Source organism: Clostridioides mangenotii TR, from assembly GCF_000498755.1.
GTDB classification, from domain to species: Bacteria; Bacillota; Clostridia; order Peptostreptococcales; family Peptostreptococcaceae; genus Metaclostridioides; species Metaclostridioides mangenotii_A.
The window spans coordinates 81,171-103,467 of sequence record NZ_AXUS01000008.1; the positions used below are offsets into that span (position 1 = coordinate 81,171).

15 protein-coding genes and 2 pseudogenes are annotated in these 22,297 nt (G+C 31.9%); all 17 read left to right on the forward strand.

The features are described from left to right. Window positions 1-48 precede the first annotated feature (48 nt). The 17 genes and pseudogenes from T473_RS0105700 to aspS all read left to right on the forward strand — a co-directional run bounded on the left by T473_RS0105700 (window position 49) and on the right by aspS (window position 22,150). Window positions 49-1,812 carry an Eco57I restriction-modification methylase domain-containing protein gene (locus tag T473_RS0105700; RefSeq protein ID WP_024621034.1) on the forward strand — a complete coding sequence of 588 codons (1,764 nt, stop codon included), beginning with the start codon at window positions 49-51 and terminating at the stop codon, window positions 1,810-1,812. Window positions 1,813-1,856: 44 nt separating this feature from the next. Then, window positions 1,857-3,086 (forward strand): patatin-like phospholipase family protein, encoded by a 1,230-nt coding sequence (locus T473_RS0105705; RefSeq protein ID WP_024621035.1) that lies wholly within the window; start codon window positions 1,857-1,859, stop codon window positions 3,084-3,086. A gap of 47 nt (window positions 3,087-3,133) precedes the next feature. After that, complete coding sequence (locus T473_RS0105710) at window positions 3,134-3,397, forward strand: HPr family phosphocarrier protein (RefSeq protein ID WP_024621036.1); 264 nt, start codon at window positions 3,134-3,136, stop codon at window positions 3,395-3,397. A 40-nt stretch (window positions 3,398-3,437) separates the two neighbouring features. Then, window positions 3,438-5,162 (forward strand): phosphoenolpyruvate--protein phosphotransferase, encoded by a 1,725-nt coding sequence (gene ptsP / locus T473_RS0105715; RefSeq protein ID WP_024621037.1) that lies wholly within the window; start codon window positions 3,438-3,440, stop codon window positions 5,160-5,162. Between the two features lie 831 nt (window positions 5,163-5,993). After that, window positions 5,994-6,578 (forward strand): accessory gene regulator ArgB-like protein, encoded by a 585-nt coding sequence (locus tag T473_RS0105720; RefSeq protein ID WP_024621038.1) that lies wholly within the window; start codon window positions 5,994-5,996, stop codon window positions 6,576-6,578. 27 nt (window positions 6,579-6,605) lie between these two features. Then, window positions 6,606-6,749, forward strand: a complete 144-nt coding sequence (locus tag T473_RS20085; RefSeq protein ID WP_077173572.1) for a cyclic lactone autoinducer peptide — start codon at window positions 6,606-6,608, stop codon at window positions 6,747-6,749. Window positions 6,750-6,996: 247 nt separating this feature from the next. Next, window positions 6,997-8,364: a thioether cross-link-forming SCIFF peptide maturase gene (scfB, locus tag T473_RS0105725; protein ID WP_024621039.1), complete on the forward strand. Its 1,368-nt coding sequence runs from the start codon at window positions 6,997-6,999 to the stop codon at window positions 8,362-8,364. Window positions 8,365-8,383: 19 nt separating this feature from the next. Then, entirely contained in the window at window positions 8,384-8,881 is a 498-nt protein-coding gene (locus T473_RS0105730; protein WP_024621040.1) for a gamma carbonic anhydrase family protein, read from the forward strand. Between the two features lie 92 nt (window positions 8,882-8,973). Next, window positions 8,974-10,635: an ABC1 kinase family protein gene (locus tag T473_RS0105735; protein ID WP_024621041.1), complete on the forward strand. Its 1,662-nt coding sequence runs from the start codon at window positions 8,974-8,976 to the stop codon at window positions 10,633-10,635. A 36-nt stretch (window positions 10,636-10,671) separates the two neighbouring features. Then, a complete protein-coding gene (recJ, locus tag T473_RS0105740) occupies window positions 10,672-13,146 on the forward strand; it encodes a single-stranded-DNA-specific exonuclease RecJ (protein WP_024621042.1) in 2,475 nt (824 codons plus the stop codon). A 10-nt stretch (window positions 13,147-13,156) separates the two neighbouring features. Continuing rightward, window positions 13,157-13,669 carry an adenine phosphoribosyltransferase gene (locus tag T473_RS0105745; RefSeq protein WP_024621043.1) on the forward strand — a complete coding sequence of 171 codons (513 nt, stop codon included), beginning with the start codon at window positions 13,157-13,159 and terminating at the stop codon, window positions 13,667-13,669. A gap of 237 nt (window positions 13,670-13,906) precedes the next feature. Then, window positions 13,907-16,126 (forward strand): RelA/SpoT family protein, encoded by a 2,220-nt coding sequence (locus tag T473_RS0105750; protein WP_024621044.1) that lies wholly within the window; start codon window positions 13,907-13,909, stop codon window positions 16,124-16,126. Window positions 16,127-16,156: 30 nt separating this feature from the next. Then, window positions 16,157-16,606 (forward strand): D-aminoacyl-tRNA deacylase, encoded by a 450-nt coding sequence (dtd, locus tag T473_RS0105755; protein ID WP_024621045.1) that lies wholly within the window; start codon window positions 16,157-16,159, stop codon window positions 16,604-16,606. A 12-nt stretch (window positions 16,607-16,618) separates the two neighbouring features. Then, a complete protein-coding gene (locus T473_RS0105760; protein WP_024621046.1) occupies window positions 16,619-17,236 on the forward strand; it encodes an MBL fold metallo-hydrolase in 618 nt (205 codons plus the stop codon). A 20-nt stretch (window positions 17,237-17,256) separates the two neighbouring features. Beyond that, window positions 17,257-18,875, forward strand: a pseudogene (hemZ, locus tag T473_RS19985) (coproporphyrinogen dehydrogenase HemZ). Then, window positions 18,856-20,118 (forward strand): histidine--tRNA ligase, encoded by a 1,263-nt coding sequence (hisS, locus tag T473_RS0105770; RefSeq protein WP_024621047.1) that lies wholly within the window; start codon window positions 18,856-18,858, stop codon window positions 20,116-20,118. Before hemZ ends, hisS begins: the two are co-directional and overlap by 20 nt. Before the next feature lie 251 nt (window positions 20,119-20,369). After that, a pseudogene (aspS, locus tag T473_RS16315) lies at window positions 20,370-22,150 on the forward strand (aspartate--tRNA ligase). Window positions 22,151-22,297 lie beyond the last annotated feature (147 nt).

Here is a 22,297-nt window from a genome sequence, read left to right on the forward strand (position 1 = left end):
ATAATCAGCTTTTTTGTTATCTATGAAGAATTCTGATTGGAGGGCAATATGCGTGGGGATAGAAATTTCATTAAAGAAGATGACTTTATTGTATCAAATAATTATGAAAAGAGCTTAGATGAAGAGGTCAGAAAGAGCTCAGGCATATATTATACACCTAAATTTATCGTTGAATACATTATGGAAAAGACTCTATATAAACACGACATAATTGCAAATCCATCTCCAAAGGTGTTTGATATGTCTTGTGGCTGTGGCAATTTTTTAATAGTAGCTTACGATGTACTGTACAGTATGTTTAGAGATAATTTAAAAGCTCTATCAAATAAATACGACAAAGATTATTGGAATGAAAAAAATATTCACAGTCACATAATAAATAACTGTATCTATGGAACAGATATCGATAGTGAGGCTATAAAAATATTAAGAGATTCGTTATCAAAAAAAGATCTCAATAATTTATGTAATTATGAAAAAAATATAAAGTGTAATGATTCATTAAATCACGACGATAAGTATAAATTTGACTATATAATAGGAAATCCACCTTATGTAGGACATAAAAATATAGATAAAGATTACAGAGAGTTTCTAAATAAAAATTTTGGCGAAGTCTATAAAGATAAATCAGATCTTTACTTCTGTTTTATTAAAAAAATCATGGATTTGCTGGATGAGGGTGGAAAAAGCTGTATAGTGACACCCAGATATTTTTTAGAGAGTCCTTCAGCAAAAGATTTAAGAAACTACATAAATGAAAACATATCTATTGAGGAATGCGTAGATTTTTTAGGAGCCAAAATTTTTAAAAATGTAGGAATTTCTAGTTGTATACTTACATTTGGTAATCAGAAAAGCGAGTCATACGCAGATGTATACAGAGTTAAAGACGAAGATATAAGGATGAAAAATATAGAAAGGCTTTCAGTATATATTAGAAGTGATAAATTTGAGCACCTAAAGATAAAGAAAGACAGTTTAGATAATGACTGGATTATTGTGGATGAAGACAGTGAAAAGTTCTATACAATGATCCAAAACAAGTGTACTTATCGGCTTGGAGATATTGTCGATAGTTTTCAAGGTGTAATAACTGGTTGCGACAAGGCATTTATTTATAGAAAGGGCGATAAGAGGCTCGACAAAATAAACAGCAAATTTTTAAAAAGTTGGGTAAAGAATAAAGATATACAGAAGTATTCAGTAGATTCAAGTAATTATCAATTAGTGTATTCGGACATTATGGAAGATGAAGACGACCTAGAATATTTTGAAACTTTAATAGAGGAATACAGCGAAAGATTAAAGAATAGAAGAGAGTGTAAAAAAAATATAAGAAAATGGCATCAGCTACAGTGGGGAAGAAGTGTAGATTTGTTTGAAAGAATTAAGATAATGTATCCTTACAAATCAAAAGAAAATAAATTTGCAATAGATTACGACTACAATTTTTCAAGTGCAGATGTATATTCATTCGCTATTAAGGATGAGTATTTAAATGAATTTTCATATGAATACCTGGTAGCTCTTTTAAATTCTAAAGTGTATGATAAATATTATAAAATTACGGCTAAAAAAATGAGCAGAGGGATATATGATTACTATCCAAATAAAGTACTGAAGATGAAAATCTATAAAGGTGAAAGCTACAAAAAAATAGAATGTTTATCTAAGCAGATAATAGATGAAATTAGAAATAAATCGCAGCATAGTATTCAGAATGCTGAGTATTTACAGAATAAAATAGATGATCTGATACTTAAATCTTTATGTTTAGAAGGTCAAAATATGGTAAAATATAATTCGTAAATTGTATTTTGTAATCAAATAAAGCTTAATTTGGTGGTGATGATATGAGAGGACTAGTACTAGAAGGCGGAGGTACAAAAGGAGCATACCAAATAGGAGCTTATAAAGCTCTCAGATCATTAGGTATGGAATTTCAAGGTGTATCTGGAACTTCTATAGGAGCATTAAATGGAGCTTATATAGTTCAAGATGACATAGAGGTTATGGAAGATATATGGCTAAATTACGATTATACATACTTTATGGATATTGATAAAGATAATTATGAAAGAATTAAAGATATAAGTTTCTCTACCAAAAGCTTTAACAGTGTACTGGATCTTATGAATAAAGCTAGAAAAAATCAAGGTATTGATATCAGCCCATTGAGATCTCTGCTAGAAAACACTTTAGATGAGAGAATATTGAGAGAGTCAAAGAAAGACTTCGGGCTTGTAACTGTGTACTGGGATAAAAAACTAAATCCCCACCAGTTGTATATAGAAGATATGCCAGAAGGCAGATTGATAGATTATTTAATTGCAAGTTCTAGTCTTCCCATATTTCAGATTAACAGAATGGACGATAGATTGTATTTAGATGGAGTATTTTCAGATAATATACCTGTAGGTCTGCTGAAAGATAAAGGGTATGAAGATATAGTAGTAATAAGACTTGTCGATGACCTTATCGGCAAAATGAGTTTAAATAAATACAGCAATATGAATGTAAAGACGATAATTCCTTCTGAATACTTAGGGGGATCTTTAAATAAAGATAGAGATAGTGTTGAGAAAAATATAAAATTAGGATACCTAGATACTATGAAGGCGTATGAAAGATGCGATGGTGTAAAGTATTTCTTTGATCTAGATTACAAGTTTGACGACAATTACTGTTTTGAAATGTTTAGAAAGCTAGATAAAGACGTAATTGAAAATATATGCAGTTTGCTAAATATAAAAAAAGATCCTAATCTAAGGACTCTTATGGAAGTAGTTATCCCAAAAGTCGGGGATATACTTAATTTAGCTAAGAATTTTTCGTATCAGGATCTATTTTATCGCATATATGAGACTAAACTTGAGGAAAATAATATCAATAGAGTACAACTTTACGATTTCAATAAAGTATTTAATATTGTAAACACAAATATTGACTCAAACAACGATATAATATCTAGTTTTGGATCAAAACCAATAATACAAAAAAATATAAATTTATTAAAAAAGCATAAAACTTCAAAACTTTTGATAAATAGTATGATTACTGGTATAAGTGAACAAAGCAGATAAATTAAGGTTTAAATAGAGAGAATATACAGTAGGAGGACAGTAAAACTATGGAGAAAATAGTAAAGATAAAGAATAAAAGTGGACTTCATGCAAGGCCAGCAGGTATGTTTGTAAAGGAAGCATCTAAATATAGATCAGATGTAGAGGTTGAATTTAAAGGTAAAAGTGTAAATGCTAAGTCTATAATGGGCATAATGAGTCTAGGCCTTTCAAAGGGAGAAGAAATAAAGATAGTAGTAAAAGGTGATGATGAGAGTGAAGCAATGCAGGCAATTGTAGATTTGATTGAAAATGAATTTGATGAAAAATAAAAAGATCGTCAATATCTAACAATTATGGGGGGAATATTTTATGTTTCTGAATGGTATAGGCGCTTCACCTGGTATTGCTATGGGAAAAGCTTTAGTGGTTGTGGATAATAAACCTATCATTGAAAAGAGAACTATAGACAATGTGGACTACGAAATCGAGAGACTTGATAGAGCTGTAGAGATATCTAGAAAAGAGATGGATGGACTTAAAAATAAGGCCATAAAAGTGTTGCCTTATGGTGAAGCAGAATTGGTTGTAGAACATCTGTCGATACTGGATAATTCGGACTTAATTATTTCGACAAAAGAAAGAATAGAAAAAGAAAAAGTAAATGCAGAGTACGCATTAAATGAAGCTAAAGAATTATTTGTAACTATGTTTGAATCTATGGGAAACATATATACTTCAGAAAGAGCATTTGATATAAAAAGTATAACTGAGAGGTTGATTAAACATTTACTTGGACTAGAAGTAATCGATATATCATTATTAGAAGAAGATACAATTTTGGTAAGTGATAAATTTACAATAAACGATTTTAACTTGATTAATGTAGATACAGTTGTAGGATCGTTAACCGATTTAGGTACAAAGGCATCTTTTTCTGCAATAATATCTAGAGGCATTGAAATTCCTTCAGTTGTTGGATTAAATGATATAACCCAAAAAGTGAAAAATGGAGACTTCATTGTCTTTGATGGACGAAGTGGTGAAGTAATTGTAAACCCTGATGAAGAAATCAAAACTGAGTATATAGAGTATAGAAAAAAATACTGTAAAGAAAGAGAAATGCTCAATAAATTAAAGGGTAAGAAGACAGTTACACTAGATGGAAAAGAGATCAGTCTGTACGGAAATATGAGCACTCAAATTGAAATGGACAACATAATCAAAAATGATGCAGAAGGAATTGGGTTATTAAGAACTGAATTTCTATATTTAAATAGAGATACATCTCCGAGCGAAAATCAACAATATGAAGTATATAAATCAATAATAGAAAAAATGGATGGCAAGCCAATAGTAATAAGAACTTTAGATATAGGAGCAGACGAAGAGCTGAGTTATATTAACTTAAAAGAAGAACTAAATCCTTCACTTGGATATAGGTCAATCAGACTTTGTCTTGATCGATTAGATATTTTTAAGACTCAATTAAGAGCGCTTTATAGAGCCAGTGTATACGGAAAGTTAAAGATAGAATTCCCTATGATATCTTGCTTAGCTGAATTAATAGAGGTAAAGTCTATATTAAAAGAAACACTTGATAAGTTAGATAAAGATGGGATTAAGTACAATAAAAATGTAGAAATTGGCGCAGTGATTGAAGTTCCATCTCTGGCTATAATTTCAGATATAATAGTAAAGCATGTAGATTTTCTATCTGTAGATATAGATGATTTGATTCAGTTTACATTGGCAGTAGATAGAAGTAATCATAGGCTAAATGACATATATGAGAAGTTTAATCCAGGAGTTTTAAGATTATTGAGGCACGTTCTAGAAAGTGCGAAAAATAAAAATAAGTGGGTTGGAATATGTGGTGAACCTTGTGGTGACTTAAAAATGGTGCCACTTCTTTTAGCAATAGGTTTTGAGAAACTATCGATGCCTCCTATTGCAATTCTTAATATAAGACATCTAATCAGCTCTATTAATACACAAGATCTACAAGAACTAAAAGATAAAGTTTTTTCTATGGAGACTTCTAGAGAGATATCTAATTTATTGGATAAATATTTAGAAGAGTCCTTTAGTATATAAATAAAAAAATAATTAGAAAGTTCTTTTGAATATAGAGAATTATATCTCAGAAATAGTATAATATATATATAAAGCAATATACTATATAATGAAGAAAAAATATAGGATGTCTATAAAGATTTATATAGAATAATATAAACCAATAATAAAAAAAGAAATATAGAATATAAGATAAATAAAGAATAATAAACATAGAATAGATTTTAGAGAAATATGCAGCTAGACGAAATTGATAATCGAATAAACCCCAAATAGCACCAAATTTTTATATATAAAAGTTAAGGTTGAGTATGGTGGATTTTAATAGTAGAATTACTTTTAAATGATGTTAATGTAGATCTTAAGTATAGAGATGCGAAACACTTATGAGGAACATTCTAATAAAATTATACAATTTGATCTATTTGAGGGTTTATTTGTTTATTATATATCAATAGGAGTGGTTAACCACTCCTATTTATTTTTGTTCGAAATTTCGATATAGAATAATAAAAACTTATCCACAATTACTCACAATTCAACAGTATTTACCCACAACTTATCCACAAGTTATCCATAATTTGTGGATTTAAGTGAAAATTGAAGGATATGTAAATATTTGGTTAGAAATCAATAGACAAAAGAGCTATTTTTTTTTTATAATGAAAGATAAGATTATAAACAAAAAACATCGATTCAATTGAAAGCACAGGTTGAGAGCATATTTTTCTACTAAAGGTTAAAAATTTGACCAGTTATGCAATTTTAATGCCCAGTTTCGCAAAAGGTGTTGAAAAATTTAAAATGAAGGGTTATCCTTCATTTAATAGATATTTGAAAGGGTGGTATTAAATGTTTAAATTAAGTGCAGATAGGATAACATCAGTTCTCGTCACGAATGAACTCATTGAAGAGAAAGAATTCAGGGTATATTCGTACGGATTTGAGTTAATAATAGCTTTTGCAGCAAATGCATTAACTGTACTTTTAATAGGTTTAATTTTCGGAAAATTTGTACATACTTTGTTGTTCTTATTGACATACTGTCCAATACGACAGTACGCAGGAGGTTTTCATGCAAAAAATTATTCAAGATGTCTGCTAACTTTTGCAACTATATATTTAGTTACAATTTTAACCATAAATTATATAGATTTAGAAGTAAATCAGATTCCATTAATGATTGGACTAGCAGTAAGTTTAATAGGAATTTGTATACTATCACCGGTAGAACACAGAAATAACCCACTTAGCAATGCAGAAAGAATTCATCATAAGAAAGTTGCAGCGATATTGTCATTAATAATATTCGCATTAAATATAGCTAGTATAAATTTTGGTATATTGACAAATTACTTCATTTTTAGTGCATTTGCGCTTTACTGGATTTTTATAATGCTAGTACTAGCTATTGCTACTAACAGACGAACTAGTTGATAAAATAATTTTATGGGGGAGATTTGATTGTTAGAAATATTTAAGATAAAAACATTAAAATGCTGTAGTGTTTTAGCATTGTTCACAGCGGTTTTATCAACAAATACTACTTGTTCTTGGATTATGTATCATCCAGAGCCTTTAACGAATCAAAGGGATAAAGTTAATTAATATTAATTATATATAGAATTTAAATTTTTTTGTAATATTTTTTCATTAATAGGGTTGACATAGAGATACCTTTTTAATGCTACATGGGGGAAGTAATGTGTTAATTACATAATAGATATATAAATAAAAGTCATGGGCATATGTCCATGGCTTTATTTTTGTAATTTAAACAGACAATATGATATAATTAGTTGAAATGTATATAAAAATAATTTAGATTTGTGACGCAACTTGGGAGGTAAGATTTATGATACACAAGTTTTCAATGAATGGATATAATATTGCACTAGATGTGAACGGTGGTTCTGTGCATATTTTAGATGAATTATCATATAAGATGTTAGATTTTTATGAAGATAAAACAAGAGAGCAAATAATAGCTCTTATGAAGGATGGTTTTGACGAAAAATCGATAAATGAATCATATGAAGAAATTACAAACTTAAAAGATGAAGGGCTTCTTTATTCTGAAGATACATATGAAGATCATCCTAGTTTTGTAAACAGAGAATCAGTAGTTAAGGCACTCTGTTTAAATGTAGCTCACGATTGCAACCTAAAATGCAAATACTGTTTTGCAGCACAAGGTGATTTCGGTGGAGACAAAGAGCTTATGAGTTTTGAAGTAGGAAAAGCTGCAATAGACTATTTGATTGAAAACTCAGGAAACAGAAGAAATCTTGAGATCGACTTTTTTGGTGGAGAGCCTCTTATGAACTTCGATGTTGTTAAACAACTTGTAGAGTATGGAAGAAGTATTGAAAAAGGGCATAATAAAAATATAAGATTTACAATAACTACAAATGGCGTTTTATTAAATGACGAAATAATTGAATATATTAATGAAAATATGCACAATGTAGTTTTAAGTTTAGATGGTAGAAAAGATATAAATGATAGTATGAGACCGACATTAAATGACAGAGGAAGCTATGATATTATCATGCCTAAATTTAAAAAACTTGTCGAGAATAGACCTAAGGACAAATACTACTATATAAGAGGGACATTTACTAGAGATAATTTAGATTTTTCAAAAGACATTATTCACTTTGCAAATGAAGGTTTTAAACTTACGTCTGTTGAGCCAGTTGTCGGAGATATAAGCAATCCTTATGCTCTTAGAGAAGAGGATCTTCCAAAGATTTTTGAAGAGTACGAAAAATTTGCAGACGAATATGCAGATAGACAGTTAAAAGGAGAAGGATTTAAGTTTTTCCACTATATGATTGACTTAAATCAAGGACCATGTGTTATTAAAAGGATAACTGGATGTGGAGCGGGAAATGAGTATCTTTCAGTAACTCCATCAGGTGATATATATCCATGCCATCAATTTGTAGGTAATGAAGACTTTAAGATGGCGAATATATTTGATGAAAAAATTATGATGCCTGAAAAATTAAAACAGTCATTTAGAGATGCTCATGTATATAGCAAAGAAGAGTGTAAAAAATGTTGGAATAAGTTCTACTGTTCAGGTGGTTGCCACGCTAATGCAATTAATTTTAACAATGACATAACTGTTCCATACGATCTAGGTTGTGAAATGCAGAGAAAACGTACAGAGTGTGCAATTATGATTCAGGCAAAACTTATGACAGAAGACAAGTAATCTTTTTAGGAGGCTGTATATGGTTATTAGAGATTTTAAGGGAATAAATCCTGAAATAGGAGAAAATGTATTTATTTCAGAAACTGCGTCTATTATTGGAGATGTTAAAATTGGTAAAAACTGTAGTATTTGGTACAATGCTGTCTTAAGAGGAGATGGCGAAGCTATAGTTATAGGAGATAATTCCAACATACAAGATGGAGTCATTTTACACGGAGATTATATAACTAAAATAGGAAATAATGTAACTGTAGGTCATAAAGCTTTGGTTCATGGTGCTACAGTTGGTGATAATACACTTATAGGGATGGGAGCAATAGTATTAGATAATGCTGTAATAGGTGCAAACTCTATAGTAGCTGCTGGAAGCGTAGTTACATCTGGTAAGACGTTCCCAGAGGGCGTACTTCTTATGGGAATACCAGCCAAAGTAGTTAGAGAACTGACAGAAGAAGATATAGAAGGAAATAAAAGTTCTGCAAAGTGGTATGTAGATACTGCAAATGGATATAAATAGAATAATACGAATTTAAATTTTAAGGGGGCAATATATTATTGTCTCCTTCTTAGGATAAAAATTGAGTCTTGTCAATTAGAGGAGGAAGTAATTTGAGAATTAGTTATAGGCATTTAAAACGTTATAGAGAGATTGCATATGTTTTAATAAAATATGGATTTAGTTTCATAGTAGAAAAACTAAATATTGAAGGCATAGCCTATAAAATACCTATCTTTGACACATCGGAAAATATAAAAAATATGACTACAGGTCAGAGGTTGACGTTCGCCCTTGAAGAGCTCGGGCCAACTTATATAAAGATAGGTCAAATACTTAGTACTAGAAAAGATCTAATCGATCAAGATATTATAGACGAGCTTTCAAAACTTAGAGATAATACTGGAAAATTTCCTAATGAAAAAGCTTTAGAGATTTTTGAAGAGGAAATTGGTCAGGGAATAAAAGAAGCATTTTCTTATTTTAATGAGGAGCCAATAGCAGCTGCATCAATAGGTCAAGTGTATGAGGCTACTCTTAAAACCGGCGAAGAGGTAATAGTCAAAGTTCAAAGACCAAATATAGAAAGCACAATAAAATCTGATCTCGAGATTCTTAAAACTATAGCAGTTACTCTTAACGATATAAAAAAAGACTATAAAGTCGACTTAGTAGAGATAATAGAGGAATTTGAGACACAGATTTTAAGAGAACTTGACTATACATTTGAGGCGATAAGTGCAACGAAGTTTAGAAAGATGTTTAAAGATAGTGGAGAAGTTTATATACCTGAAGTGTATTTAGAATGGTGTACAAAAAAAATTCTGGTAATGGAAAAAATCAAAGGAATTAAGCTCAGCGACATAGATAAAATAAAAAGTCTTGGATGGGATACTGAGAATATTGCAAATATAGGTGTAAGGTCGTTTTTTGTGCAAGTACTATCAGATGGATTTTTCCATGCCGACCCTCATCCTGGAAATATATTTGTGGTAGGAAAAAACAAAATATCATATATCGATTTCGGAATGATCGGTATAATAGACAACAAGACTTTAAAAATGCTAAATGAGATAGCATTAGCAGTAGTCGACAAAAATGTAGACAAGATAATATATCTTCTTTTAGAGATGGATGCTCTTTCTAGTGACTCCAATATATCTGGATTTAGACAAGATTTACTCTATCTTATTCACTACTACTACGATGTTCCGCTTGAGAAAATAAGTGCCACAGAAATTTTAAATGAGATTTTTAGATTTTTCAGAAAGTACAATGTAGTTCTTCCAAACCAACTCGTGATACTAGCTAAAACAGTAATAACTCTTGAAGGAACAGCTAGACTTCTAAATCCGAATTTCTCTCTTGATTCACTTAGCAAAGAATTTTTAAAACACTACTATAAGCACAAACTTAATATAAAAGGTTTGGTTTCAGATACTAAGCAGAATATAGAAGAGATCCTATTAGATATAAAGTCAATTCCGAGACAGCTAAAATCCATACTTAAAAATGTTGAGAGAAATAATATCAAACTTAGTATTGAAGATGTTAAGATGACAAAGTTGGAAGCTGTTGTTATAGAGCTGACTTCCCAAATGTCTTTATCTTTGATTCTAGCTTCAATAATTATAGGATCATCTTTAATAGTAGCGTCACCGAATATAGAAAAAAATATATGGATAAAGTATACAGCACTATCTGGATTCTTTATTTCGTTTTTAATAGGTTTGTTTTTAGTTATAAGAAGTATAAGATCAAAGTATAAAGATTAAGTTTTTAAGAGGAAGAACGTAAGGGGGGAATTGTTTTTGAAAAAGTGGACACTAAAACACACTGGAAAAATAAAAGAAGATGAACTTGCTAAAAATCTAGGGATTTCCCTGGAAATAAGTCAGATTTTGAAAAACAGAGGAATAGAGACAGAAGATGAAGCGGAAATTTTTATAAACCCTTCGCTAAAGTATCTAAGAGATCCGTTTTTAATGAAGGATATGAAAAAATCCGTCGATAGAATAGAGAAGGCTATAGCAAATAACGAAAAAATTTGGATATACGGAGACTATGATGTCGATGGAGTATCTTCGACATCAGTGCTTTGTCTATATTTTAAGGACATTAACTATCCTGTGAGTTACTATATTCCGAATAGACTTGAGGAAGGCTACGGTATAAATGAAGACGCAATCAGACTAATAAAAGATAGAGGTTGTGACCTTATAATAAGCGTTGACTGTGGTATAACATCTACAAAAGAAGTAGATGTAGCCAATGATCTTGGTATAGATGTTATAATAACAGATCACCATGAGTGCCAAGATGAGATTCCAAATGCGTTTGCAGTAGTAAATCCAAAACAGGAAGATTGCAACTATCCATTCGATATGCTTTGTGGATGTGGCATCGCATTTAAATTAATACAAGCTTTGACACCAACAGAAGAATTTGAGACAAAAATGTACAATTACCTAGAAATTGTGACGCTTGCTACAATATGTGATATTGTGCCTCTTAAAGACGAAAACAGAATAATTGTAAAAAACGGTTTAAAACTTATGAGAAAAGGCAAAAATATGGGATTAAGGGAGCTTCTAAAGGTTTGTGGGGTAGAAGGTGCAAAGATAGGTTCTTCACACATAGGATTCGCTGTAGGACCCCGAATAAACGCGGCAGGACGTCTAGGGTTTTCTTATCTAGGTGTAGAGCTCTTCACAACAGATTCTCAAAAGGAAGCAGAAGAAGTAGCAAATCTGTTAGAAGATAAAAATGAAGAACGTAAAGCTATTGAAGCTGATATGTACAGAGAAGCTGAAGAAATAATGAGTTTGGATAAAAGGTATGAAGATGATAAAGTTCTAGTAATCGCTAGTGAAGGATGGCAACATGGTGTTATAGGAATAGTAGCATCAAAGCTTACCGAAAAGTACTACAAGCCGACAGTTTTACTAAACATAGAAGATGGCGAGGCTACAGGATCTGCTAGATCTATAAAGGGATTTAGTATATTTGAAGCTCTTATGAGATGCTCTGACCTTATGACTAAGTTTGGAGGGCATGAGCAGGCTGCGGGGCTTACTCTACCAGAAGAAAACATAGATATACTTAGAGATGAAGTCAACAAATTTGCGGACTACAGTTTGACTGAAGAGGATATGGTTGAAAATGTGAGTGTAGAGTATGAATTAGACGAAAAATCTGTTAGTCTTGATCTGGTTGAAGAACTACATAACTTAGAACCATTTGGAATGAGTAATCCAACTCCTAGATTTATTATGAGAAATTGTGAATTAAAAGATATAATCGTTATGGGTAAAACCAGACAGCATTTGAAGTTGAAGGTTGAGAAAAAGAGCGAGTACAAAGCCGTTGGAGTTTATGAGTATGAGTGCGTAGGATTTAATATGGCGTACTTAGCTAAAAGCTATGAAGTGGGGGATAGAATAGATGTTTTGTTTCAGCTAGATCAAAATACTTATATGGGAAACACTAAAATACAATTCTTATTAAAAGACGTCAGAATGTATCGCCCTAAAAATATAAATAACGACAAAGCAAGCATAAGTCTAATGAATAAAATAATTCCAAATGATCTATCCGAACTTTATAGTATAATCGACGAAGAAGATTCCGGTACCGATTTTGTAAATGGAGATGTTGTTGTAGATATTTTTGAGTACTTGCAACCTAACACGCTAGTAATTACAAACTCAGCAAATGGATTTAATTCAGCCGTATCCGACATATCGTTAATAGATGGAGAATTCGATGTAAATTACAATATTGTAGACAGTTCTAAAGATAATGCTAATATACAACTTATATTCGCTCCTAATATTGATAAAATAGACTTAAAAAGATATAATAATATTATTCTTTATGATTATTTATTCACTTTAGGCGAATACAATCATATTTATAAAAATAAAGGCGAAAAAAGTAAAATAGTTAAAAATTATAATGAAACTAGCTTATTGTATATTCAACATATAATTAATAATTTAATTCCAAATAGGGACGATTTTTTATCAGTTTATAAAAATGTTATGATAAATAAAAAAGTAAAACTTGATACAGTTGATATTAAAAAGATCTTTGGTTTATCTCCACTGAAATTTTTTACAACATCAAATGTTTTTAAAGAACTTAAACTTCTCGATTATAGCTGTGAAAAAGATAGTATATGTATAAGTATGCTGCCAAAGCCAGACAGCAAAATGGATTTAAACAGTAGCCTTATTTTAAAAAATTTGAACGAATTAATAAGTAAATTCAAAAGCAGCTATTAGGAGGGTTTGTATGGATTTAAAAAGCAAGATTAGAGATATTATGGATTTTCCAAAGGAAGGTATAGATTTTAAGGATATAACCACTTTATTAAAAGATGGAGAAGCTTTTAAATATGCAGTAGATAGTATGGTTGAAGATTTAAAATCAAAAGATATAGATGTAGTAGTTGGGCCAGAGGCAAGAGGATTTTTGATGGGAACTCCTGTAGCCTATGCTTTAGGAGCAGGATTTGTACCTATTAGAAAACCTGGTAAACTACCTGGCGAAATTGAATCGTATGAATACGGACTTGAGTATGGTACAGATACTCTGGAAATACATAAGGATGCCATCAACAAAGGGACTAGAGTGGCAATAGTAGACGATTTACTAGCTACAGGAGGGACTATAGAAGCTTCAGCTAAACTTATTGAAAAACTCGGCGGAGAGGTAGTGTCAATTCAATTTTTAATAGAGCTAGAGTTCTTAAATGCTAGAGAAAAGCTTACAAAGTACGATGTTAAATCTCTTATAAAATACTAGTTAGCTTAAGTAAATAGCTTGAATCAAAATTTGTTCAATCATCAGGTTTGCTACACTGCAATTTTTCGGTATAAATATATTTAATTTCACCTGACGATTTAACAAATTTACTAGGGAATTGCTTATATCTAAGTTATTAGGGTATTAGGAGAAACAATCTATAAATTGAATATATTTATAGTACAATGTACGATCATATAGATTGACGAACAAAATTTTGATTAAACAGGTGGTTATATGTATGATAAAGAATTAGAAAAATTAATCGGTAAAATTAAATCCTATGCTCCTAATGCTGACTTTACTTTAGTAGAAAAGGCATATGAACTAGCCCGAAAAGCGCATGAAGGACAGTTTAGAAAGTCTGGAGAGCCTTATCTTATTCATCCTATTGCAGTAGCTAATATTTTGGCTAATATGGAGCTAGATATAGAAACTATAACAGCAGGTCTGCTTCACGATGTAGTTGAGGACACAGAGTATACCTATGAAGATATAAAGGAAATGTTCGGTCAGGATGTAGCTGACTTAGTAGACGGGGTAACAAAGCTTGGACAGATAAAGTACCAGTCTAAAGAAGAGACTCAATCTGAAAATTTAAGAAAGATGTTTTTGGCTATGGCAAAAGACATCCGTGTAATTCTTATTAAATTAGCTGATAGACTTCACAATATGAGAACCTTAAAATATATGCCACCAGAAAAGGCGAAGTACAAAGCTAAAGAAACTCTTGAGATATACGGTGGAATTGCGCATAGACTTGGTATTTCAAAGATTAAATGGGAATTAGAAGATCTTGCACTTAGATTTATGGATCCAGAAGGTTATTATATATTAGTAGATAGCGTTTCTATGAAGAGAAGCCAAAGAGAGGCTTATATAGAAAAAATAGTTGGAATTTTAAATGATACTTTTAAAGAAATGAATATCGAATGCGATGTCTACGGTAGACCAAAGCATTTTTATAGTATATATAAGAAGATGGAAAAGAAGCACAAATCATTCGAAGAAATATTCGATTTAACAGCTGTTAGAATTTTGGTAAACAGTGTAAAGGATTGTTATGCTGTTTTAGGTATAGTACACACTCTTTGGAAGCCTATTCCTGGCAGATTTAAGGACTATATAGCAATGCCAAAACCAAACTTATACCAATCACTTCACACGACTGTTGTGGGACCTGATGGTGAGCCGCTTGAAATTCAGATACGTACTTATGAAATGCACAACATTGCAGAAAATGGTATTGCTGCACACTGGAAGTACAAAGAAGGTTTAACTGATGCTAGAGTACAGAGATCACAGGAAAAACTTCAGTGGTTAAAGCAGATGATGGAATGGGAAAAGGATGTTAAAGATCCACAGGAATTTATGAATGCCCTTAAAGAAGATGTATTTAACAGCCAAGTTTATGTATTCACTCCAAGAGGTGATGTCATAGAACTTCCAGCTGATTCAACTCCTATAGATTTTGCATACAGGGTTCATACAAAGGTAGGAAACAAATGTGTAGGAGCTAAGATAGATGGTAAGATAGTACCGCTTGATTATAAGCTTAAAAACGGAAATATAGTGGAAATACTGACTTCTTCTAATTCTAATGGGCCTAGCAGAGATTGGCTAAATATAGTTAAGACACCAAACGCTAAGAGCAGAATTAGACAGTTTTTCAAAAAAGAGAGAAGAGAAGAGAACATCGACCGCGGTAATATGATCATGGAAAGGGAGTTAAAGAGACATGGACTTCCAACTAAAGATCAACAGATAGATAAGTATATGGCACTTGTTGCAAAAAAATTCAACCAACCTAGTGTTGAGGACTTGATTGCTACTGTTGGATATGGCGGACTTATGGGATCTCAGGTTACAAGTAAAGTCAAAGAACTTTATTTAAGGGATGTCAAAAAACAAAAGGCAGATCAACAGCAACAAGCTGATGATATAGCTAAGCATAATATATCAGATCAGGAATACAGTAGTAAAAGAAAGAAAGGCTCACAACAAGGAGTTAGTGTTAAGGGGCTAGATAATATACTTATAAGATTTGCTAAGTGTTGTAATCCACTTCCAGGTGACGATATAGTTGGATATATAACTAAGGGTAGAGGTGTTGCAGTTCACAGAACAGATTGTCCTAACATTACACCGACAGATGACACTGGAGAATTTTTAGAAAATAGACTTATAGAAGTTGAATGGGATGGTGTGGATAAAGCTAAGTTTGAGGCTGAAATCCAGATAAGAGCAGCTGATAGAAGAGGAATTGTAAACGATGTTACTCATATTGTAACACTTGAGAAGATATCTCTAAATGGAATAAATGCTAGAAAAGGAAAAGAATCAATAGTTAATATAAATTTACTAATAGAGGTCGATGGTACTGATCAATTGGATTCACTTATGAAGAAGATAAAATCAATACCTGGGGTGGAAAATGCCTACAGAATGACCAACTAAAATACAACCAACTGAAAATGGGAGGATGCTATGAGATCAGTAGTTCAAAGAGTATCTTCATCGAGCGTTACAGTGGATGGAGATGTTATAGGGAAAATTGATAAAGGACTTATGGTTTTACTTGGAGTTACTCATGATGACACATCAAAGGATGTAGACTATATGATAGATAAAATCCTGAACCTTAGAATTTTTGAAGACGAGGATGATAAAATGAACTTGTCGTTAAAGGATATAGGAGGAGAGCTTCTAGTTGTATCTCAGTTCACACTTTACGGAGATTGTAGAAAAGGTAGAAGACCGAGCTTTACAAATGCTGCAAAACCTGATTTGGCAGATAAACTATATGAAGAATTTATAGCTAAGGCAAAATCACAAGGATTAAATGTTGGAACTGGACAATTTGGAGCACATATGATGGTAGACTTAACAAATGATGGACCTGTAACAATTCTGTTAGATTCAAGTAAATCTTTTTAGGGGGAATTCGAAATGAAAATGGAAAAATTTGTCGATGATTACTGTGGAGTTAATAGTTATGTAGTAAGTGATGACGATACTAATAAATGTATGGTGGTAGACCCAGGCGGAAGTTTGCAAAATATATATAATTATATAAAGAAAAACAATCTAGACCTTGAGTATATAGTTTTGACTCATGGTCATGGTGATCATATTGGATACGTTATGGAAATAAAAGCTAATACTGGTGCGAAAATAGTAGCAAACAAAAATGAAAAAGAGATGTTAAATGATAAAGATAAAAATTTAAGTTCTAGAATGCATTGTGGAGCTCAAGAGTTCGATGCAGACATATATGTCGACGACAAAGATACTTTAAAGTTAGGAAATCTTAGCATGAGATTTATACACACCCCTGGTCATACTCCAGGGGGAATGTGTATAAGATTTGGTGACGATATGATAACTGGGGATACACTTTTTGCAGGTAGTATAGGTAGAACTGACCTATTTGGTGGGGACTACAAGTCTATGGAGAAGAGCTTAAAGAAACTTTGTAAATATGAAGATAATGTTAGAGTATATCCTGGTCATGGTCCAGCAAGTACACTTGGAATAGAAAAACAAAGTAATCCTTATCTTAGATAGTCTATTAGGGAGTTGTTGATATGTTAGACGTTTTACTAAAAGGTCATGACTATAAATACGAAGTCGCTGAGTTAATCAAGATGTTTACTCATGATTTAAATTTTATAGACAGTGTAGAAGAAGATAAGATTGAAAATATAACAAATGATAAAAAACAAGAAAACATACAAGAAAACAGATCACTGATGATAAATTCGCTTTCACTAGAAGGCGATACATTGTCATCAGAGGTCAAATGCTATAGAGATGGCAAAGTGATTTTTGAACATAAAGAAAGAAATAGTCTCGAAATTTATACAAAACTAAACTTTGATCAAGTTGATTTAGAAGATGGGAATTTAATAAAAGATATATTTAAATCCTTATCAAAAGAAGATCAAATGATAGCTAAAAAATCCTGTAAAGAGACTGTAAAGAGAAGTTTTTATGTGGTACTAAAAAAATTATACGATGCGTACGTTCCATGGGGGATTTTGACTGGTATTAGACCAGTTAAGGTCGTTCATAATTTGTTGAGTGAAGGATTTTCAGAGCCTCAAATTAGAGAAAACCTTAAAGAAAATTATTTTATAAGTGAAGATAAAATAGATCTTTGTTTAAACATAGCAAAAAAGAGAGAAATTTTATTTACCCAATAGATGAAAAGAAAATCTCCCTATATGTAAGTATTCCATTTTGCCCAACTAGATGTCTTTACTGTTCATTTCCTTCAAATTCACTAGCTGATTTCGGCCATCTAAAAAGTGTGTATGTGGATAAGTTGATCGAAGAAGTTAAAGCAGTGTCAATTTTAATAAAAAACACTGACAAAGAGATAGAGACTCTTTATATTGGAGGAGGTACTCCAACTACTCTAAGCGCAGAGGAAATGGATAAACTTATAAACGCTCTATTTAGCGAGTTAGACTTATCTAAAATCCTTGAATTTACAGTAGAGGCCGGAAGACCAGATACAATAACTAGAGAGAAACTAGAAGTCTTAAAGAAGCATAATGTTAGTAGAATAAGCATTAATCCACAGACAATGAACGATGATACCCTAGTTAAAATAGGAAGAGAGCACAAGGTAGAGGAAATAAGAGAATGTTTTTACATGGCTAGAAAGATGGGATTTGACAATATAAATATGGATATAATCCTAGGCCTTATAGATGAAGATTTAGAAATGGTTAGAAATACTCTGGAAGAGATAAAAAAACTATCACCAGAAAGCTTAACTGTCCACACTATGGCGATTAAAAGAGCATCTAACTTAAAAATAAATATGGACAAGTACAAAGATAAATTGACTCACGATAAAGAAGTCATCAAGATGATAGACTTATCGATGAAGTACGCTTATGAAATGGGATTAAGCCCATACTATATGTACAGACAGAAACATATGGTAGGAAATTTAGAAAATATAGGTTATGCTAAAGTTGGATACGAATGTATATACAACATTCAGGTTATGGAAGAAAAACAGAGCAACTACGCGCTAGGCGCTGGATCGATATCAAAATTTGTCTACAATGATGAAAATAGAATTGAAAGAGTTGAAAATGTTAAAAACGTTGAACACTATATAGATAGAGTTGAAGAAATGACACACAGAAAAGAGAAGGAGGTACACAAAAATGCTAACAAAAGCTCCTAGAGGAACAAAAGACATAACTCCAAAGGAAGTTTACAAATGGACTTACCTAGAAAAACATTTTAGAGACATCTGTGCTCTATACGGATACGAAGAAATGAGAACTCCGATATTTGAGCACACTGAGCTATTTGAAAGAAGTGTAGGTGATACTACAGATATAGTACAAAAAGAGATGTACTCTTTTACAGATAAAGGCGATAGAAATTTAACACTAAAACCAGAAGGAACAGCTGGTGCTGTTAGAGCGTTTGTCGAAAATAAACTTTACAGTGAAACACAACCTACGAAGTTATTTTATATAACTCCGTGTTTTAGATACGAAAGACCTCAAGCAGGTAGACAAAGACAGTTCCATCAGTTTGGTATAGAGGCTATTGGAAGTGACACACCTTCGCTGGATGCTGAAGTAATATCTCTATCAGTTCAATACTTCAATGAATTAGGGCTTAAAGATCTAGTTGTAAGTATAAATTCTGTCGGATGTCCAGTCTGTAGAGAGGCTTACAATAAAAAGTTAATGGAATTTTTGAGATCGAAAGCTGATATCCTTTGCGAGACTTGTAATGAGAGAATGGAAAAGAACCCTATGAGAGTTATAGACTGTAAGAATCCTACTTGTCAGGAAAACTTAAAGGATGTACCTTTTATTGTAGACAATTTATGTGAAGAGTGTAAAGATCACTTCTCAACATTACAGACTTATTTAAATGAAATGGATATTAATTTTGAAATAGATAAGAAAATAGTTAGAGGGCTTGACTACTACAGAAAAACTGCATTTGAGATTATATCAAAAGATATAGGGGCACAGAGCACAGTTTGTGGCGGCGGTAGATACGACGGACTTGTCGAGCAAATAGGAGGTCCAAAAGGAACTAGCGGTATTGGCTTTGCTTTAGGAGTAGAGAGACTTCTCCTAACATTAGAGAGCAATAACATTAAAATAGAAGATCCTAATTCTACAGACATCTTTATAGTTACTATAGGTGACAAGGCGAAAGTTAAGAGTTTTGGATTGTTAAAAGAACTTAGAGCAAACTACATAAGCTCTGATAAAGATCACATAGACAGAAGTGTTAAGGCTCAGTTTAAGTACTCGGACAAAATAAAGGCTAAGTTCACAGTGGTAATAGGCGATGATGAATTGGAAAATGATTCAGCAACTCTTAAAAATATGGAGACATCTGAGCAAAAAACTGTAAAACTAAGTAATTTAGTCGAAGAGCTAAAAGCTGTTTTATAAATGAATTTTAAAAAGTCAATTTTATAGACCTTATAAAAATTAGTTTGAAAGTTAGGTAAAAGTAAGACTTAACGTTAGGTTGATAATCAGTTTAAAAATTAGTTTGAGAATTGGTCTAAATATCTGATATAGATCCGATTTTTAAAAGTAATAACAATCGCCGTATATTGACATATCGATTGCGAAATGTTATTTTTAATAATTATGGTCGAGTAATAAAATGACGAAATATAATAAATGGAGGTATCGATTTGGAAACGTTAAATGGATTAAAGCGAACTCATTACTGCGGTGAATTGAGAGAAGCTAATATAGACGAAGAAGTTGTACTTATGGGATGGGTGCAAAAAAGAGAAATTTAGGTGGATTAGTTTTTACAGATTTAAGAGATAGAAGCGGAATTTGTCAAATAGTTTTTGACGTAGACGTAGACAAAGAAGCATTCGAAAAATCTGAAAAATTAGGTTCTGAATATGTAATAGCAATTAAGGGAAAAATTTCTGAGAGACAATCTAAAAATCCAAATATGCCTACAGGAAATATTGAGGTTTTTGCTACAGAGCTTAGAATACTTAATAAATCAGAGACACCTCCAATTTATATAAAAGATGATGATGATGTTTCAGAAGCTCTAAGATTAAAGTACAGGTATTTAGATCTTAGAAAACCTCATATGCAAAACAACTTAATGATTAGACATAAAGTTACTAACATAGTTAGACGTTATTTATCAAATGATGGATTTTGCGAAATAGAGACTCCATTTTTAATAAATCCAACTCCAGAAGGAGCTAGAGATTACTTAGTGCCGAGTAGAGTTAACCAAGGTAAATTTTACGGTTTACCACAATCGCCACAATTACTTAAGCAGTTACTGATGTTATCAGGAATGGATAAATACTTCCAAATAGTTAAGTGTTTCAGAGATGAAGACTTAAGAGCTGATAGACAACCCGAGTTTACTCAAATAGACTGCGAGATGTCTTTCGTTGAGCAAGACGATGTTATTGCAATGATGGAAGGTATGTTAAAAGAAATATTTGAAGAAACTGTTGGAGTAGATATCAAACTTCCAATTAGACAAATGAAGTACGCTGAAGCTATGGAAAAATACGGTTCAGATAAACCTGATTTAAGATTTGGATTTGAGCTTGTAAATATATCTGATATAGTAGCAGACTGTGGATTTAAAGTATTTTCAGATGCAACTAAACCAGGTAATAGCGTAAGAGGAATAAATGTAAAAGGGCACGCAGACGATTTTACTAGAAAACAAATTACATCTCTAGAAGATCATGCTAAAACATATAAAGCTAAAGGGCTTGCATGGATGAAGATAACTGCTGAAGGAGTAACTTCACCGATAGCTAAGTTCTTTACAGAAGAAGAGCTAAACAAAATAGTAGACAGAATGGATGCTAAGGTAGGGGATTTACTGTTATTTGTAGCAGATAAAAACTCTGTAGTATTCGATTCACTAGGACAAGTTAGACTAGAAGCAGCAAATAGATTAGGACTTCAAGACAAAGATAAATTTGAATTACTTTGGGTAACAGAGTTCCCAATATTTGAAGAGGACGAAGAAACAGGTACATTTGCATCAATGCACCATCCGTTTACAGCACCACTTGATGAAGATTTAGACAAAATAGAGCAAGAAGATAAAGCTTCTCTAAGAGCTAAAGCTTACGACATAGTAGTAAATGGATATGAATTAGGTGGAGGAAGTGTAAGAATTTCTGATTCTGAAGTACAAAAGAGAATGTTTAAAGCTCTTGGACTTTCAGAAGACACTGTTGAAGAAAGATTCGGATACTTTATTGAAGCGTTTAAATACGGAGCACCTCCTCATGCAGGAATCGCTCTTGGTTTAGACAGACTAATTATGTTGCTTACTAAAGAGAATAACATAAGAGAAGTAATAGCGTTCCCTAAAAATCAAAATGCAGTTTGCCCAATGACAAATGCACCAACACGTGGTGAAGATAAACAACTTGAAGAATTAGGGATAAAATTGTTACCGCAAAATTAATCAATTAATTGTGTTCGGCTTCAAGGCAAAATTATCGGAACGATTTTGAATGTCGCATAACCTAATTAATTAGCAATTGAATAGATCAATTTGCTGGGCCAATCTTTTAGGTGTCAGAATTTAAAAAAAATATATAATGACTAATAA

Excerpts from the sequence above, each read along its gene's own strand:
- T473_RS0105705 (WP_024621035.1), top strand. The coding sequence starts at position 1,857 with ATGAGAGGACTAGTACTAGAAGGCGGAGGTACAAAAGGAGCATACCAA.
- hisS (WP_024621047.1), top strand. The coding sequence starts at position 18,856 with ATGCTAACAAAAGCTCCTAGAGGAACAAAAGACATAACTCCAAAGGAA.
- T473_RS0105710 (WP_024621036.1), top strand. The coding sequence starts at position 3,134 with ATGGAGAAAATAGTAAAGATAAAGAATAAAAGTGGACTTCATGCAAGG.
- T473_RS0105730 (WP_024621040.1), top strand. The coding sequence starts at position 8,384 with ATGGTTATTAGAGATTTTAAGGGAATAAATCCTGAAATAGGAGAAAAT.
- T473_RS0105760 (WP_024621046.1), top strand. The coding sequence starts at position 16,619 with ATGAAAATGGAAAAATTTGTCGATGATTACTGTGGAGTTAATAGTTAT.
- ptsP (WP_024621037.1), top strand. The coding sequence starts at position 3,438 with ATGTTTCTGAATGGTATAGGCGCTTCACCTGGTATTGCTATGGGAAAA.
- T473_RS0105720 (WP_024621038.1), top strand. The coding sequence starts at position 5,994 with ATGTTTAAATTAAGTGCAGATAGGATAACATCAGTTCTCGTCACGAAT.
- T473_RS0105750 (WP_024621044.1), top strand. The coding sequence starts at position 13,907 with ATGTATGATAAAGAATTAGAAAAATTAATCGGTAAAATTAAATCCTAT.
- T473_RS0105745 (WP_024621043.1), top strand. The coding sequence starts at position 13,157 with ATGGATTTAAAAAGCAAGATTAGAGATATTATGGATTTTCCAAAGGAA.
- dtd (WP_024621045.1), top strand. The coding sequence starts at position 16,157 with ATGAGATCAGTAGTTCAAAGAGTATCTTCATCGAGCGTTACAGTGGAT.
- T473_RS0105700 (WP_024621034.1), top strand. The coding sequence starts at position 49 with ATGCGTGGGGATAGAAATTTCATTAAAGAAGATGACTTTATTGTATCA.
- scfB (WP_024621039.1), top strand. The coding sequence starts at position 6,997 with ATGATACACAAGTTTTCAATGAATGGATATAATATTGCACTAGATGTG.